The sequence below is a fragment of the Mucilaginibacter sp. SJ genome (assembly GCF_028993635.1).
Taxonomy (GTDB): Bacteria; Bacteroidota; Bacteroidia; order Sphingobacteriales; family Sphingobacteriaceae; genus Mucilaginibacter.
The window spans coordinates 3,702,346-3,717,567 of record NZ_CP118631.1; the positions used below are offsets into that span (position 1 = coordinate 3,702,346).

The following is a 15,222-nucleotide window of genomic DNA, read 5'->3' on the forward strand; positions in this document are numbered from 1 at the left end:
AACGCTCAAAGCTTAAAGCCTGATACATTTTATATAAATTGAACAAGCAGTATTACATATCATCTCATTGTACCATCAGCAGTAATGCTGTACGCCATGATGGCGCGTTGTTGTTTGAGGCGGAATATACTGATGTTCCCGGCTTTTTGTTATCTGCGTACCAGCTCATCGGTGCAAAATATCCCAAGTTTTATAAAATGGATAATTTGGCCAAACTGGGATGGCTTGCCGCCGAGGTTTTGTTAAGGGATTTTGATGCGGCCGGATATCAGTCAACAGACATCGGCGTGGTATTAACAAATACCAGCTCCAGCCTGGATGCTGATAAACGGTATTATGATTCGGTGCAGGACATAGCAAGCCCGGCGCTGTTTGTTTATACATTGCCCAATATCGTTATCGGGGAGATCTGTATCCGTCATCATTTTAAAGGCGAGAACGCTTTTTTTATTTTTGAGCAGTTTAATGCGGATTTTATAGCGGGCTACGTTTCCAATTTGCTGGACACCCAGCAATTGCAGGTCTGTATTTGCGGTTGGGTTGAACTGCTTGCTAATGAATATAAAGCGGTTTTGTTTTTAGTTGAGAAAGAAAAAAAAGAAGGCTCGATGCCTTTTACCATAGAAAATATTAATAAAATTTACAGCCCCCACCCAAACCCTCCCCGGAAGGGAGGGCTTTTAAAATAGAAGCGTTTTAAAGTCTCCCCTACCGGGGGAGATTTAGAGTGGGCTTAACACTTACAATATGGATAAATTAATGGCCGATCTGAAAGAGCAGATCATTGAGCAGTTAAACTTACAGGATGTGAAGCCGGAAGATATAGGCGACGATCAGGCGCTTTTTGGCGATGGCCTGGGGCTTGATTCAATAGATGCGTTGGAGCTGATCGTACTGTTACAGCAGAAATACAAGGTAAAACTTTCCAATGCTGAAGATGGCCCGAAAATCTTCCGTTCAGTACGCACCATTGCCGAATTTATTGAAAGCACTAAGACCCCGAACGCCTAAACAATGGAGCAACCTGTTTTTATAGCCGGCGTGGGGGTAATTTCGGCTATAGGTAATACCGTGGCCCAAAACCTGCTGTCGCTTGAACAGGAAAAAACAGGCATCGCCCCTATCCAATACCTGGATACCGAACACCGGGATGAGTTTCCGGTTGGCGAGGTTAAACTAAGCAATGATGAACTTGCGGAAATGTCGGGATTTAAACCGGGCATCAGTCGCACGGCTATGATGAGCTTAATTGCGGCTAAAGAAGCTTTAGCTGACACCGGACTTGCTAAACTTTCAGCTTTACGAACAGGCTTTATCTCAGCCAATACCGTTGGCGGCATGGATAAAACCGAAGATTTTTTCAGGGACTTTTTAGGCGATAACACCAAAGGCAGATTACGGAACACCTTTAACCACGAATGCGGAGCTATTACCAATTTGGTTGCCGATCAGTTGGACATAAGGCATTATGTAAGTACCATTAGTACGGCTTGTTCTTCATCGGCTAACGCCATTATATACGGGTCAAGGCTCATCAAAAACAATATGCTTGATGTTGTTATAGCCGGCGGCACCGATGCCCTCACCCGCTTTACACTGAATGGCTTTAATACGCTCATGATATTGGATCAGCAACCCTGCCAGCCTTTTGATGCCAACCGTCGCGGCCTTAATCTCGGCGAAGGGGCTGGTTATGTGTTACTGGTATCTAAGCGGGTAGCCTCATCGATTAAAAAAGAACTGTATTGTACCTTAAGCGGCTATCATAACGCCAATGATGCGTATCATCAAACAGCTTCATCGACCGAGGGTACGGGATCATTACTGGCAATGGAAGGTGCGCTTAAAAAAAGCGATTTACAACCTACCGATATCGGCTATATCAATTTGCACGGCACAGGTACGCAAAATAATGACAGTTCGGAGGGAGCAGCCATCAGCAGGCTATTTACCGGACATTCGCCAAAAATGAGTTCTACCAAAGCTTTTACGGGGCATACGCTTGGGGCAAGCGGTGGCATTGAAGCCGTATTTTCGGCTTTGGCGGTGCAGCGTGGGTTAGTATATCCTAATCTAAGGTTTGAAACGCCGATGGAAGGCCTGCCTTTTACGCCCGAAACCCGGTTTTCAAAACAACCGGATCTTAAACACGTGCTCTCAAACTCTTTCGGGTTTGGCGGTAATTGCTCATCATTAATATTTTCAAAACTATAGGTGATGTACATTAGGGCAGCAAGCAACATATCGCCTCAAAACACCTTCGGTAATCAGCCCTTTCTTTCAGAACTGGCAGAATATACCGGCGACAGGCTCACTTGTATCGAACCTGACTATAAAACCCTCATCGATCCGAAACTCCTCCGGCGCATGAGCCGCATCATTAAAATGGGCGTGGCTGCCGGCACTGCCTGTTTGCATGGAGCCGGAATCGATATACCGGATGCCATCATTACCGGAACAGCTTATGGATGTTTGGAGGATACCAATACCTTCCTGAGCAAAATGGTGCAGCAGAACGAGGAAGCGCTTGCTCCCACGGCCTTTATCCAATCCACCCATAATACCATCAGTGCGCAAATAGCCCTGCTGCTGCAATGCCATAATTATAATAACACCTTTGTAAACGGCGGGGCCTCATTTGAAAACGCCCTGCTTGATGCCATGATGCTTTTGTACGAGGGCGAAGCCTGTAACGTGCTGGTTGGCGGCATTGATGAGATCACCGTAAACGGCCACGTTATTTTGCACCGGATGGGCCTGTATCGGCGTGGGCTTACTTCAAATCTTGAGTTGCTTCAATCCTGGGGCAAAGGAACAATGGCTGGTGAAGGCGCTGCATTGTTCCTGCTATGTGATCAGTCATCAGGCAGCGACTGGGCTAAAATTGATGGGGTTTCCGGCTTTTATAAACCGCGCAACATTGCTGAAATCCAGCAACAGATCAGTAATTTCTTATCCGCCCAAAATGTTTGCGTTGATGATATTAGCCTGCTCATAACCGGCAAAAACGGCGATGTAAAAAATGACAGCATTTATCAGCAGATACAACAAGCTGTTTTTATCGAAACGCCTGCCATGGGCTACAAACACCTTTGCGGCGAATACCCAACATCGTCCGCATTTGCATTATGGCTGACGGCGAATATCCTCAAAACGGGAAGTGTTCCTGCGACCATCGGACAGGCGACAACACCTGTCAAAAAGATCCTCATCTATAATCATTACCAAATGATCCATCACTCGTTAATTCTGCTCTCGGCATGCTAAATTTCAGGAATACCAATATCGTATTTGGTTGTCTGCTGGTATTGCTGGTGGTGGCCGATCTGCTGTATGGAGTATCTTTATGGGCTTGTGTGGCTTTAGCTTTTGTGTACCTGCTCATCCTCTTTTACGGCTGTTATTACATCGGCTCCAACTTTTTTATACAAGTGATGTGTTCCGCAGAAACTGATAAAAAAATCATTACCATTACTTTTGATGACGGGCCGGATAGCGTTAATACCCCGCAAATCCTGAACATCCTGCAAAAGCATCATGTACCTGCCGCCTTCTTCTGCATAGGCAACAGGATAGCCGGTAAAGGGGCTGTTTTGAAGCAGATTCACGAGCAAGGCCATATCATCGGCAACCATAGCTTTTCCCATCATTTCTGGTTCGATCTGTTTTCATCTGCAAAAATGCTGGATGATATGAGATTGATGGATCAGGCTATGAAACAGGCGACCGGCTTAACCCCGCTCCTGTTCAGGCCGCCATACGGGGTTATTAATCCCAATCTTAAAAAAGCTGTTATCAAAGGAGGCTATGTGCCCATTGGCTGGAGTGTACGCTCGATGGATACGGTGATTAATGATCCTCAAAAACTTTTAAACAAAGTTGTGAGCCGTTTAAACCCCGGCGCGGTTTTCCTGTTTCATGATACAGGCGCCGCAATAATCTCGGTTCTACCCCTGTTTATTGAACAGGCTAAAGCACAGGGATATCAAATAGTGCGGCTGGATAAAATGCTAAATTTACAGGCTTATGCGTGAGATGATAAAAAATGATATTTCAGCTTTTAGCTCCCCTCTCGAGAGGGGGCGCGGAGGGAATGAGCGGGAGCAGGGGTGTGTTTTTGCGCTGTTTATTAACAAGTCGCATAAACACACCCCTCCACCCCTCTCAAGAGGGGAATCGCGCTGGCCCCTGCTTTTCAAATGGGTAATAATGTTAATGGTGATTGCTGGTTCGGCCATCACCGCTCAGGCCCAGCACGCAGGCTATACCCAGCTATCAGATCTCAGCAAATTCAAACAGCAATTTGCCGATGTTGCTGCAAAAATCAATAGCATTAAAAGCGATTTCACCCAGGAAAAAAGCCTGAGCATGTTATCGGAAAAGATCACATCGAAAGGCAAATTCTGGTACCGGAAACCCAATATGCTGCGGATGGAGTATACCCAGCCATTCAGCTATCTCATGATCCTGAACAAGGACAATGTGTACATTAAAGATGGACAAAAAGAAAACAAGGTATCCACCCGCTCCAACAAAGTATTTAAGCAGATCAACAAAATCGTTGTCGATTGTATACAGGGAACGGCACTCAATAGCGGCGATTTTAAATCGGCGGTATACGAAAACAAGGGCACCTATTTAGTTTCTCTATCCCCTGTCAATAAACAACTGAGTGACTTTTTCAAAACCATCGAGATCACTGTTGATAAAAAAGATTATTCGGTAAACACCATCGAAATGCTGGAAGGTACGGGCGATAGCACTACCCTGCATTTCACCAATAAAGAGATCAATGCCAATATCCCGGATGCGTTTTTTGCTATTAAGTAGCTGCCTGCTAATGCTGGCTGGCTGCTCATCGGTTTACAAAAACCTGAAGCCGACCGAAGGCAATGTACGCGAGATCAAAAAATTCGCGCCCGATTTTACCAATGTGCTTTATAAAACCGGGGTGGATGTAATTGGCGGGCATCATTTAAGCGGCCTGTTGCTGATTAAAACCCTACCCGATAAAAGCGTACGTATGGTATTCAGCAATGAGATGGGTTTTAAATTCTTTGATTTTGAATTTAAACCCGACGGCGGCTTCAAGGTGTATTATATCATAAAGCAAATGGATAAACGCCCGGTGATCATCACCCTGCAAAAAGACTTTGAACTGGTGATGATGCGTAAGCAAAACCCCGAAACAGGTTATATGCGCAAAGATGATAACTATCTGTATTATGTTTTCCCGCAGGAAAAAGGCGCCAACTATTACATCACCAATAAAACCGGAACAGAGCTAATCCGCATGGAACGCTCATCCGACAGGAAACCCGTGGTGCAGGCCATTATGCATGGCTTTCACAATGGCATTCCTGATACCATTGGCATCAGCCATAAAAACTTTAAATTTAATATCGGTCTTAAACGTTTGGAAAGATAGATGCTCAACAATACTTTTTTCAGTTTTACCACTCCCACAACTGATGGCGACTTGCTCAAAACAACCATCAGCCTTAACCCTGCGCATGATATTTTTAAAGGGCATTTCCCAGGCAATCCCATTGTGCCAGGTGTGTGCATGATGCAGATGGTCAAAGAGATTCTGGAAAATCAGCTCGGCAAAAAGTTGAGACTTGTTAAGGCTGATAATATCAAGTTTCTGTCGTTCATCAACCCTAATGAATATCCCCAGGTTGGGTTGGAGATAAAGATGAGTACCGTTGATGAGCAGGTTAAGGCAGATGCGCAACTGGTAAATGATGGTGTTGTGTTTTTGAAGTTTAAGGGGACGTTTAAATAAAAAATGTCATTGCGAGAAGCTGCTGGGGACGAGCGTTGGACGCGACGTGGCAATCTCGTAGCTATGCATAAATACATTGCAGGTTCGCTCTGCTTTCGACGAGATTGCCACGCTTCGCTCGCAATGATATAGTTTTATATTAACAGGCGAATATCAATTCTGCGCAACAGTCTTCGCACTTTTCCCTAACCTAATGGCTGCCAATAAATAGTAAAAAGCACCAAAGGCCGAATACCCTGCCAAATTTGCAATCCCCATATTAGGCGAGTGCGCCATTGCTATAAATGACACACCGGCAAGCATAGATTGCCCCCCACTTAATATCATTGGCCATTGGCCGCCAAACTCTTTACGTCTTTTTAAGCCCAATACCAATTGGATTAATCCTGTTAACAAAGCCCATCCGCCAAATACAATTAACGCGGCAGGCACTCCTTTGGTTATAGCAAAACCTACCGACAGGGTTGTAACGATGCTAATAGCAACGTTTACATATTGCGGTGTTACCGATGTTCCGTTGCCTTGATTAGCACGGATATCAAGGAATGTACCTACAACATCCCATAACGGATAGATCACAAGCAGTATGGTTGCTGCGGTAAATGAAGTTTTAGCCAATAACGATACCAATATTACCCAGGTAACTGAAAATGCTACCCTTGTAAAATAAAGCTTACGCAACTCGCGGGCTGTATTAGCCGCGGCTGAAGTTTCTATGATCAATGTTTTATTTGCTGACATGACTTTAAATTTTTATTTCGTTTTGTTTGATGAAGCAAAGTTGGGCACAAAACGAGACCGCAATTTTCACTTAGGTGAAAATTGGGAGGGGCAATTGTCAGCAGAGTTTCGTTTTTAAGGCTTTTGCTGTGATAGTCGCTTCTTGATGCGGGTAAGAGATGGGTTTTTAATGCCTAAATAAGATGAAATATGATATGCGGGAATGCGGCTTACGATATTGGGATGCTGCGTTATCATTTTCAAATAACGCTCTTCGGCTGTATTAAATAAAAACTCTTCGGTACGGGCTTGCGATTGGTTAAAGAATAATTCGGCAACCAGGCGACCGAAGCGTTGCCAGCCGGTTGGAGTGGAGTAAAGATATTGAAGATCATTATAGTTGATGGAGATGATCTCGGCATCTTCCATAGCCTGGATATAATATGCGCAAGGGTATTGATTGATAAAACTGCGGAATGATACCAGGAACTGCCTTTCCGAAAAAAAGTAGATGTTCTTTTCTTCCTGTGTTTCGGGGTGTACGTAGTAGATCCGGAACAGACCTTTGTTAATAAGCGCAAGATCGGTACATACAATGTTCTGCATGTTAAAAAAATCGCCTTTCTCAATTTTACGGGTGCGCCAATACGGCAAGCTAACCGCCACATCGTTTTCAGACATACCGGCAAAATTGCCAAGAAGTTCGTTTAATACCTGTTGCTTATCGGCCATAACTAACAAAGTGCAATAAGGTTAAATATCGGCACAAAAAATCATACTAATTTTCACCGGGGTTAAAAACAACTGATTTTATTTTCTTATTTTACAATCAAACTAAATTGAATAAAAAACAATCACTAAATCAATCAACACAATGAAGCATATAAATACATCTCCCCATGTTAGTGAGTTTGATAGAGATCACCCTGTTCCTGGCGGTTATTATATTGGCCGTTTCAGGTCCCCGGAAAAGAAAAAAGAAAGACAATAACATCAACACGGATGCCCTTCTGCGTTCCGAATACCACATTACCGAAAACGGGAAATTGGAACATGTAAGAAGTGATACATAACATCAACCCTCTTCACGGGATACCACTTTAAATAAAACAGAACCGCCGCTAAACAATTTGCGGCGGTTTTTTATTTAATTTACGGAATTATAAACCTCATCCCCGTCCCGGCTTGAAACATATCTGCAGCTTTTTATTTTTTAGTTTAATTTATAGCAGCCTGTTTGCGCAGATAAAAGTTAGCGGTAAAATTGTCGACAATTCTAAAGTTCCTGTGGCCTTTGCTGTGGTTAACCTGCAACAGCAAAATTCAGAGCAAACAAGGGTAGTGCAAACCGATTCCATCGGGCTATTTAGTTTTACTGACGTTGATAAAGGCACCTATCATTTAACTATCACCTTCACCGGCTATCAAAAAACCAAACTTAAATTAAACTTGCAACAAGATACCTCGGTATCTATTACCCTCGCTGATAATACCACACAGTTGAACGAAGTAACCGTAACAGCAGGCAAAGCCTCTGTTGAAAACAAGGGCGATAAGCTGGTTTACAATGTATCCACCAGTGCCACATCGGCAGGAGCTGATGTACTTACGGTTATTGGTCGCGTGCCGGGTATAAAAGTTGGTGATAATGACCTGAGCATTGTTGGTAAAGGCAGCGTTAAAGTTATGATGAACGAAAGATTGGTTCAACTGGCTGGAACCGATCTGCTCCGTTATCTGCGCTCATTATCTGCAAGCCAGGTAGGCAGTATTGAGGTAATTAAAAATCCGGGAGCTGCTTATGATGCTGAGGGCAACGCCGGATTGATCAACATCACGCTCAAACATAGCAAAAAACATGGCTATACCGGCAGCGTACAAATTAATGATAAGCAATGGATGCATAGCCCGGCCTCGGTTTATGGTACCAGCAATTACTGGTGGTTAAATGCCAGCGGCGATATTAACTACAATTCGGCCAAACTCTCCGCATATGCCAGTGTTAATGTTGACCATGACCACGAACTGGAGGGCTTTGAAACCGATATTTACTATCCTAAGCAAACCTGGCTGCAAACAGATACCGGCAACTATCGTTACCACAATTTAAACTTCATTGCCGGGGCCGATTATAGGTTTAGTCCAAAAGTAACTGCCGGGGTAAATTACCAGGGAGGTAAGAATACCTATGACGGATCCGACCATGTGAATAACCCCATCATTAACAACACTACCGGTGCTATCGATTCAACATTAAGAACCTATGCCACCTATCACCCGGTGGCTATCAGCAATGCGGTTAACCTGCATAGCACCATCAGCCTGGATACATCAGGTGCTAAACTGGTACTTAATGCCGACTATTTTAACTATTACCGCACCGACAGATCGGACTTTGAGAGCAACACTTACCTCGCTGACGGATCATTGAATGCAGCCAGTCGTAATCGCTACCATGATACCAATAAGCAGGACATCAACATTTATACATTCAAGGCCGATGCGCTTTTGCCAACCAAATATGCCCGCTTTGCTTTTGGCTGCAAACTGAGCTTTATCAATAATTACAGCAACGCTTTTTATTATAAAAAGGCAACCAACGATTCGCTAAAGTATGACCCGAACTTAAGCAATGAATTTACCTATACCGAAAATACCCAATCTGTTTACGGCAGCATAAACCGCGAGGATGGTAAATGGAAGTACCAGGCCGGCTTGCGGGCAGAGCACACCGAAACCAAAGGCTACTCGCACACGCTTAACCAAACTACCATTAATAATTACACAAGGTTGTTTCCATCAGCAACGGTGAGTTACCAGGCAGCTGTTAATCACAGCTTATCACTAAACTTTGGCAGGCGGGTTAACCGGCCAACTTTCTGGAATCTTAACCCATTCAAGAGCTTGTTTACAGCCTATAGCTATGGCGAAGGCAACCCCTATCTTCAACCAGAATATAATGCCAATTTTGAGCTTTCGCATACCTATAAAAACAGGCTTACTTCGGCTATATTTTTAAACGTTACCAACAATGGTTTTAACAACGTAACCATTGCCCGGCCAGATACTAATTTGGTTTATACCACGCCCCTTAATTTTATTAAAACTTACCGGGTAGGTATTTCCGAAAATTATTCGATACAATTGCTTAGCTGGCTTGATAATAATAACCAGTTCACTTTTTATCATACCGATGCAAAATCTGCATTGGCTGCAGTAAATGGGATCAATGGCTTCGGGGCGTATATTGCGACCAACAACAACCTCTATTTTAATGCCGATAAATCATTTTCAGGTGCAGTTAATTTTTGGTACCAGTTCCCGGAGGTAGATCATATAGGCAGAAGTGATGCTTACTACAAACTCGATCTTGGCATTAAAGCTTCGGTTTTAAAAAAGAAGGTTGATGTTTCATTTGTGATGAACGATATTTTCAGGAGCAGCGCGTCAGCTGTTACCACAACCGTTAACGGGGTAAGGCAAAAGTATACCAACTTCCAGATTAACAGATATACTTTGCTTGGCATCAGTTACCGTTTCGGCAACAGCCAAAATAAAACCGAAAAACAGGATACCGGTAACCAGGATGAGAAAGGCCGGATCCATTAAAAGCAAAAGGGAGCTCATGCGGACTCCCTTTAAACAATCACGAAACAAAAGCAAGGTTACATTTTGCCTGAGCTGTCTTTGCCCATTTTACCTTTACCCATTTTACTTTTTGACATTTTATCGTGGCTCATTTTGTCCGAACCCATCTTGTCTGATGCCATTTTATCATGGCTCATTTTGTCCTTGCCCATTTTATCAGTACTCATTTTGCCTGAAGCCATTTTATCGTGGTTCATTTTGTCTTTACTCATCTTGTCCTTTTTCATTTTACCGGTGTCGCTTAGCATAATAGTATTATGCACAGGATTTAATGTTTTAGCCTGTACATTAGCTGTAATGCCGGCAATAGCAAGGGTAGCGATAAGGGCGCCCGAAATAATTGATGTGATTTTCATGTTTGATTTTTTAGTTGATATTTGCCGCTTAGTCGGCTTGAAGCATGAAACCTTACAAAATATTTTGATTTTATTTAGAAAGCCATCCGGTAGGCCATCAATCAAAAAAATTGGTGAAATTCGTGCACATTCAATTTACGCATATTAAGATTATTTTATGACGATCAGCGAGGCGCAACAACTGGTAGATAACTGGATAAAAACAACCGGCATCAGGTATTTTAACGAACTTACCAATACCGCTATTTTAATGGAAGAGGTTGGCGAAGTGGCCCGGATCATGGCGAGGCAATACGGCGAGCAATCATTCAAAAAATCAGATACAGAAGTTAACCTGGCCGATGAAATGGCCGACGTTCTTTTTGTACTCATTTGCCTGGCCAATCAAACCGGCATCGACCTAACCGAAGCCCTGGAAAAGAACATGGAAAAGAAAAGCATCAGGGATGCAGAGCGGCATAAAAACAATGAAAAATTGAAGTGATTAAAATTAAATTCCACAATATTCAGTTAAACAAAATTAAATTTCGCTTGTTTTCTATTTAATATAATTTAATAAGGCAAAACTCGTTTAATCTAAAACAATTAAACAACCTTATTATGAAAACCTATTTTATACTGTCGGTAAGTTTTTTACTTGTACTGACATCCTGCGATCGTCAAAAAGAACAAAAAGCAACGATTGCCGAAGTGACGTTAGCGCCCGCTCCTCCTGCAGAAAAATCTGATATGGAAGCATTTAAGACACCGGCAGTTGTTGACGATAATCACGCTTCTGCCAATACAACAATTACCGACACCGCAAAAAAAATCATCAAGGAGGGAGACATACGTTTTGAAACCGGCAATCCGAAGGCGGCGAGGCAAAACATCGTTTCATCGCTCAAAAAATTAGGCGGTTACCTTGCCGAAGAAAATGAGACCAACAGCGGCGAAACCAATCAAAAGGAATACAGCCTCAAGATCAGAGTACCCTCTAAAAACTTTGATGCTTTTTTAAATGGCCTAACTTCCAGTGCAGATCATATCGACTCCAAAAACATTCATATAAGGGATGTAACTACACAATTCATCGACGTTAAGGCACAAATCAACAATAACAAACAGTTGGAGCAGCGTTATTTGCAGTTGGCTGCTAAAGCCACCAAAATGACCGACCTCCTGGCTGTTGAAGATAAGCTTGCCGCTATCCGTACCGAAATTGATTCGGCACAAGGGCAGTTGAACTATTTGAGCAGCCAGGTTAGTTATAGTTCGTTGGATATCAGTTTTTACACCCGGCAGGGTACCCTGGTAAACAACGGCAATGGTTTTGGCTATAAATTTAAAAACTCGCTGGGTACCGGCTGGGAAACCATGCAAAACATGTTCTTTTCAATAGTATCTCTGTGGCCTTTAATATTTGTTGCTTTAATTGCTTTCCTGTTAATCATCCGCTGGAAAAAACGGAGGAGACCAAATGTGTTAACAGAGGCATAAATAATATCCTTAAAGTTAATTTTATATTAAAATTATAAAAAGGAAAATACAAAAAGGTATTAACCGATGAAGATTTAATTAAAAGGGTAGAAACTTTATTAAATTATTTAATAAATGCTTGATAAGTAGAAATTTAACACCTAATTTTAAGCACCTAATTAATTGATCATGATCCGTGTACGGTCTAAAGTTGTACTGTTGGTTGCCCCCCATGTAGTTGGCCTTGAAGTATTGCCTAATAACAAGGTTTTTAAACATATTTCAACTGTTCCGGCTATTTTTCCATCCATACACGATATCAAACCCAACCTGCTCATACTTGATTACGACTATCTTGTTAAAGATATCGAAAAGATCCTCCGCCGTTTAAGTACAAACATTGCATACAAAAACATCAGGATCTGCTGCTATAAAAACAAATGGCACTCCAAGGTTGATCCTTTCCTGAAAACATTGGGCGTTGACCATATTTTTTATGCTGAAGATATGCAGGATGAAGTCACCAGGAAAAGCGCATTTGACGCCATTGGCAATGTTATACTGGACGGGACGTTTTTTAATTTATTAAAGCCGGTGCATTGAGTGCCCGTTTCTCTCAAATATCATTGCGGGCGCGGCGTGGCAATGACCTGTTTTTATTCTTATATCATGGCTCTTGTCATCCTGATTCTTGAGCCGCCTTGTTTCACCCTTAAATCACCACATCCCCCTCAAAAACCCTTACAGCCGGCCCTTCTAAAAAGATCTCCGTAAAAGCTCTGCCATCATAATCAAAACGGATATTAAGGTTTCCTCCTAATACTTTTATCGGGGTGGTAATATGCCCGGTTTGCTGTTTGTGCTGCGCCATGGCCAGGGCAACGGCAGTTACACCCGTTCCGCATGCAAAGGTTTCATCCTCTACCCCGCGCTCAAAGGTGCGTACAAAGTAGCCTTCCTTCATTGGTTCAACAAAATTTACGTTAATACCATTTTTACGGTAGGTAGCATTGTTGCGGATGGCACGGCCTTCCTGGTAAACGTTGCGCTGTTCAAGCCCGTCAACCAGTTTTACGTAGTGTGGCGAGCCGGTGTTGAGCACATAAGCATCGGCATCGGTATTAACTTCGTTTACATCGATCATTTGCAGGCTTACCCAATCGCCTTCGTCTGAAATTTTGGCATAATGCGGGCCATCTACCGCCAAAAATTCCGTTTCCGATTTAATAACGCCTAAAAATTTGGCAAAGGCCACAATACAGCGCCCGCCGTTGCCGCACATGCTGCTCGGCTGGCCGTCGGCATTGTAATAAATCATCTCAAAATCGTATCCGTCTTTGTTTTGCAATAGCATCAAACCATCACCACCGATACCGAAACGACGGTCGCACAGGCCCGAAATCAGCTTAGGATTATGATGATCAACGCGGTTATCGCGGTTATCAATCAAAATAAAATCATTGCCTGCGCCCTGGTATTTATAAAAATGTATCTTCACAATTATCCTGTTAATATCAGCCCCTTTAGTCTTCAACAAAACCCGTGCTAACAATTAAAATAGCCGATGTTTATGTATTTAACAAATTTTAACAAAAAACGGGATAACTAATCATTGATTATCTCGTCTATATGGTATTAAATTTGATCTGTAAAATAAGTAAACTTAATAATAAGAAAGGCAAATAATAAATGAAAAAGATTGGTTTAACACTAATAACCGCTTTTGTTGGAGGTGCGATGGCCTTAGGAGTATACAAGGTTATCGAAAACAAGTACTCTGACAACCTGAGCTTCGAAGACAAGCAAAAGGTATATTTTACAAGTAACCCGTCAACCCCGGTTTCATCAACTGGCGACCTGGATTTTACCCAGGCAGCGGCGGCAGCTACCCCGGCGGTGGTTTACATCCGCACCACCTACACTAACAAAGGCAGCGGCGGACAGGACCAACTGGAGCAAATGTTTGGCGATATGTTTGGTCAGCGGGTGCGTCCGCAAGGGCCGCAAATGGCATCAGGCTCCGGGGTTATCATTTCGCCCGATGGCTACATTGTAACCAACAACCACGTGGTTGAAAAGGCCGATAAAATTACCGTTGCCACTAATGATCACCGTACTTTCAGCGCCAAAGTTATCGGCACCGACCCAAGTACAGATCTTGCCCTCATTAAAGTTAGTGCTAACAACCTGCCAATTGTAAAATTAGGTAACAGCGACGATGCTAAAGTTGGCGAATGGGTTTTAGCTGTAGGTAACCCTTTTAACTTAACATCAACCGTTACAGCCGGTATCATCAGCGCCAAAGGCCGTAATATTGGTATCATTGGCAGCGAAAACAGTGATGACGACAACCCGTTCGGCCGTACCCGCAACCAGTCGACTCCTAAGCTGAACAAAGCTATCGAGTCGTTCATCCAAACCGATGCAGCTATTAACCCTGGCAACAGCGGCGGCGCCCTGGTAAACACCCGTGGCGAACTGATTGGTATCAACGCCGCTATCGCTTCACATACCGGCTCATACGAAGGCTATGGCTTTGCTATCCCGGTTAACCTGGCTAAAAAAGTATTGAACGATATCAAGAAATTCGGTACAGTAAAACGTGGCTTTGTAGGTGTAACTTTCACCGAGCTTAATCCCGACGTAGCCCAAAAACTCGATGTAACAACCACCAACGGTTTATACGTTAACGACCTTGTACCGGGCGGCGGTGCCGAGCAGGCAGGTTTACGCAAAGGCGATATCATTGTTAAGGTTGAAGGTCAGCCGGTTTATGAGTCATCTGATCTGCAGGAACGTGTAGGTCGTTTACAACCCGGCGATAAGATCAATGTTACTGTACTGCGCGATGGTAAAGACAAAGATTTCGCCGTAACGCTTAAAGGTGATGCCGTAGCACCATCAAACCGCATCGCGGCATCTAAATCGGCCGAAGAGCTGTTTAACAAATTGGGTGCAAGCTTCCACGCTTTAACCCCTGCCGAAAAAAACAGGCTGCATGTTAACGCGGGCGTACTGGTAACCCAGGTGCGTGAAGGTGGTTTATTTGACGCTGCCGAAATACCCGAAGGCGTTGTGATCACCAGTATTAACAAACTGCCGATTAGCAGTATCGAAGATATTGACAAGGCAATTGTAAAACCTATCCAGGGCAATATCATCATTGCCGGGATCTACCCCGATGGTTCGCACTTTAGCAGCGCATTTCCGGCTCAATAAGCTTTTTTAAGTGATTTTGCATACGGAAGCTCC

The 15,222-nt window shown here is 43.3% G+C and carries 17 protein-coding genes; 13 read left to right on the plus strand and 4 right to left on the minus strand.

The features are described from left to right. The first annotated feature begins 38 nt into the window (after positions 1–38). The 8 genes from MusilaSJ_RS14860 (at position 39) to MusilaSJ_RS14895 (ending at position 5,788) form a co-directional block, all read left to right on the plus strand. Complete coding sequence (locus MusilaSJ_RS14860) at positions 39–689, plus strand: hypothetical protein (protein WP_274985744.1); 651 nt, start codon at positions 39–41, stop codon at positions 687–689. Positions 690–747: 58 nt separating this feature from the next. After that, positions 748–1,011, plus strand: a complete 264-nt coding sequence (locus tag MusilaSJ_RS14865; RefSeq protein ID WP_274985745.1) for an ApeE family acyl carrier protein — start codon at positions 748–750, stop codon at positions 1,009–1,011. A gap of 3 nt (positions 1,012–1,014) precedes the next feature. After that, on the plus strand, positions 1,015–2,214 hold the full coding sequence (locus MusilaSJ_RS14870; RefSeq protein ID WP_274985746.1) for a beta-ketoacyl-[acyl-carrier-protein] synthase family protein: 1,200 nt from the start codon (positions 1,015–1,017) through the stop codon (positions 2,212–2,214). A gap of 3 nt (positions 2,215–2,217) precedes the next feature. After that, positions 2,218–3,267 (plus strand): beta-ketoacyl synthase N-terminal-like domain-containing protein, encoded by a 1,050-nt coding sequence (locus tag MusilaSJ_RS14875; protein WP_274985747.1) that lies wholly within the window; start codon positions 2,218–2,220, stop codon positions 3,265–3,267. Continuing rightward, on the plus strand, positions 3,261–4,034 hold the full coding sequence (locus MusilaSJ_RS14880; RefSeq protein ID WP_274985748.1) for a polysaccharide deacetylase family protein: 774 nt from the start codon (positions 3,261–3,263) through the stop codon (positions 4,032–4,034). The genes MusilaSJ_RS14875 and MusilaSJ_RS14880 overlap by 7 nt, the downstream gene beginning before the upstream one ends. A 175-nt stretch (positions 4,035–4,209) precedes the next feature. After that, positions 4,210–4,830 (plus strand): flexirubin biosynthesis/transport protein LolA2, encoded by a 621-nt coding sequence (locus tag MusilaSJ_RS14885; RefSeq protein WP_274985749.1) that lies wholly within the window; start codon positions 4,210–4,212, stop codon positions 4,828–4,830. Continuing rightward, positions 4,808–5,428: a flexirubin biosynthesis protein LolB2 gene (locus MusilaSJ_RS14890; RefSeq protein ID WP_188834150.1), complete on the plus strand. Its 621-nt coding sequence runs from the start codon at positions 4,808–4,810 to the stop codon at positions 5,426–5,428. Before MusilaSJ_RS14885 ends, MusilaSJ_RS14890 begins: the two co-directional genes overlap by 23 nt. Further along, positions 5,429–5,788 (plus strand): ApeI family dehydratase, encoded by a 360-nt coding sequence (locus MusilaSJ_RS14895; RefSeq protein WP_274985750.1) that lies wholly within the window; start codon positions 5,429–5,431, stop codon positions 5,786–5,788. It begins immediately after the preceding gene. 153 nt (positions 5,789–5,941) lie between these two features. Here the strand turns inward: MusilaSJ_RS14895 and MusilaSJ_RS14900 are convergent, their stop codons facing one another. Together MusilaSJ_RS14900 and MusilaSJ_RS14905 are read right to left on the minus strand one after the other, a co-directional pair. After that, positions 5,942–6,529 (minus strand): DUF308 domain-containing protein, encoded by a 588-nt coding sequence (locus MusilaSJ_RS14900; protein WP_274985751.1) that lies wholly within the window; start codon positions 6,527–6,529, stop codon positions 5,942–5,944. A 114-nt stretch (positions 6,530–6,643) separates the two neighbouring features. Further along, the gene (locus tag MusilaSJ_RS14905) at positions 6,644–7,240 is read right to left on the minus strand and encodes a Crp/Fnr family transcriptional regulator (RefSeq protein ID WP_090533545.1); all 597 of its coding nucleotides are present in this window, start codon (positions 7,238–7,240) and stop codon (positions 6,644–6,646) included. A 453-nt stretch (positions 7,241–7,693) separates the two neighbouring features. Here MusilaSJ_RS14905 and MusilaSJ_RS14910 point away from each other — a divergent pair, with 453 nt between their 5' ends. After that, a complete protein-coding gene (locus MusilaSJ_RS14910) occupies positions 7,694–10,117 on the plus strand; it encodes a TonB-dependent receptor domain-containing protein (RefSeq protein ID WP_274985752.1) in 2,424 nt (807 codons plus the stop codon). Between the two features lie 56 nt (positions 10,118–10,173). On the opposite strand, the gene MusilaSJ_RS14915 is transcribed toward MusilaSJ_RS14910, so the two are convergent. Next, a complete protein-coding gene (locus tag MusilaSJ_RS14915; protein WP_274985753.1) occupies positions 10,174–10,512 on the minus strand; it encodes a hypothetical protein in 339 nt (112 codons plus the stop codon). Between the two features lie 157 nt (positions 10,513–10,669). Here MusilaSJ_RS14915 and MusilaSJ_RS14920 point away from each other — a divergent pair, with 157 nt between their 5' ends. The 3 genes from MusilaSJ_RS14920 to MusilaSJ_RS14930 all read left to right on the plus strand — a co-directional run bounded on the left by MusilaSJ_RS14920 (position 10,670) and on the right by MusilaSJ_RS14930 (position 12,573). Continuing rightward, positions 10,670–10,996: a nucleotide pyrophosphohydrolase gene (locus tag MusilaSJ_RS14920; RefSeq protein WP_274985754.1), complete on the plus strand. Its 327-nt coding sequence runs from the start codon at positions 10,670–10,672 to the stop codon at positions 10,994–10,996. A gap of 116 nt (positions 10,997–11,112) precedes the next feature. Then, entirely contained in the window at positions 11,113–11,991 is an 879-nt protein-coding gene (locus MusilaSJ_RS14925; RefSeq protein WP_274985755.1) for a DUF4349 domain-containing protein, read from the plus strand. Positions 11,992–12,159: 168 nt separating this feature from the next. Continuing rightward, positions 12,160–12,573, plus strand: coding sequence for a hypothetical protein (locus tag MusilaSJ_RS14930; RefSeq protein WP_274985756.1), 414 nt, complete (start codon positions 12,160–12,162; stop codon positions 12,571–12,573). Between the two features lie 109 nt (positions 12,574–12,682). Here the strand turns inward: MusilaSJ_RS14930 and dapF are convergent, their stop codons facing one another. After that, a complete protein-coding gene (dapF, locus tag MusilaSJ_RS14935; protein ID WP_274985757.1) occupies positions 12,683–13,468 on the minus strand; it encodes a diaminopimelate epimerase in 786 nt (261 codons plus the stop codon). Between the two features lie 191 nt (positions 13,469–13,659). Here dapF and MusilaSJ_RS14940 point away from each other — a divergent pair, with 191 nt between their 5' ends. Beyond that, positions 13,660–15,189: a Do family serine endopeptidase gene (locus tag MusilaSJ_RS14940; RefSeq protein WP_274985758.1), complete on the plus strand. Its 1,530-nt coding sequence runs from the start codon at positions 13,660–13,662 to the stop codon at positions 15,187–15,189. Positions 15,190–15,222: the final 33 nt, after the last annotated feature.

Coding starts and splice junctions, on each gene's coding strand:
- MusilaSJ_RS14925 (WP_274985755.1), top strand. CDS start 11,113: ATGAAAACCTATTTTATACTGTCGGTAAGTTTTTTACTTGTACTGACA.
- MusilaSJ_RS14920 (WP_274985754.1), top strand. CDS start 10,670: ATGACGATCAGCGAGGCGCAACAACTGGTAGATAACTGGATAAAAACA.
- MusilaSJ_RS14870 (WP_274985746.1), top strand. CDS start 1,015: ATGGAGCAACCTGTTTTTATAGCCGGCGTGGGGGTAATTTCGGCTATA.
- MusilaSJ_RS14880 (WP_274985748.1), top strand. CDS start 3,261: ATGCTAAATTTCAGGAATACCAATATCGTATTTGGTTGTCTGCTGGTA.
- MusilaSJ_RS14885 (WP_274985749.1), top strand. CDS start 4,210: ATGTTAATGGTGATTGCTGGTTCGGCCATCACCGCTCAGGCCCAGCAC.
- MusilaSJ_RS14895 (WP_274985750.1), top strand. CDS start 5,429: ATGCTCAACAATACTTTTTTCAGTTTTACCACTCCCACAACTGATGGC.
- MusilaSJ_RS14890 (WP_188834150.1), top strand. CDS start 4,808: ATGCGTTTTTTGCTATTAAGTAGCTGCCTGCTAATGCTGGCTGGCTGC.
- MusilaSJ_RS14915 (WP_274985753.1), bottom strand. CDS start 10,512: ATGAAAATCACATCAATTATTTCGGGCGCCCTTATCGCTACCCTTGCT.
- MusilaSJ_RS14900 (WP_274985751.1), bottom strand. CDS start 6,529: ATGTCAGCAAATAAAACATTGATCATAGAAACTTCAGCCGCGGCTAAT.
- MusilaSJ_RS14905 (WP_090533545.1), bottom strand. CDS start 7,240: ATGGCCGATAAGCAACAGGTATTAAACGAACTTCTTGGCAATTTTGCC.
- MusilaSJ_RS14930 (WP_274985756.1), top strand. CDS start 12,160: ATGATCCGTGTACGGTCTAAAGTTGTACTGTTGGTTGCCCCCCATGTA.
- MusilaSJ_RS14940 (WP_274985758.1), top strand. CDS start 13,660: ATGAAAAAGATTGGTTTAACACTAATAACCGCTTTTGTTGGAGGTGCG.
- MusilaSJ_RS14875 (WP_274985747.1), top strand. CDS start 2,218: ATGTACATTAGGGCAGCAAGCAACATATCGCCTCAAAACACCTTCGGT.
- MusilaSJ_RS14865 (WP_274985745.1), top strand. CDS start 748: ATGGATAAATTAATGGCCGATCTGAAAGAGCAGATCATTGAGCAGTTA.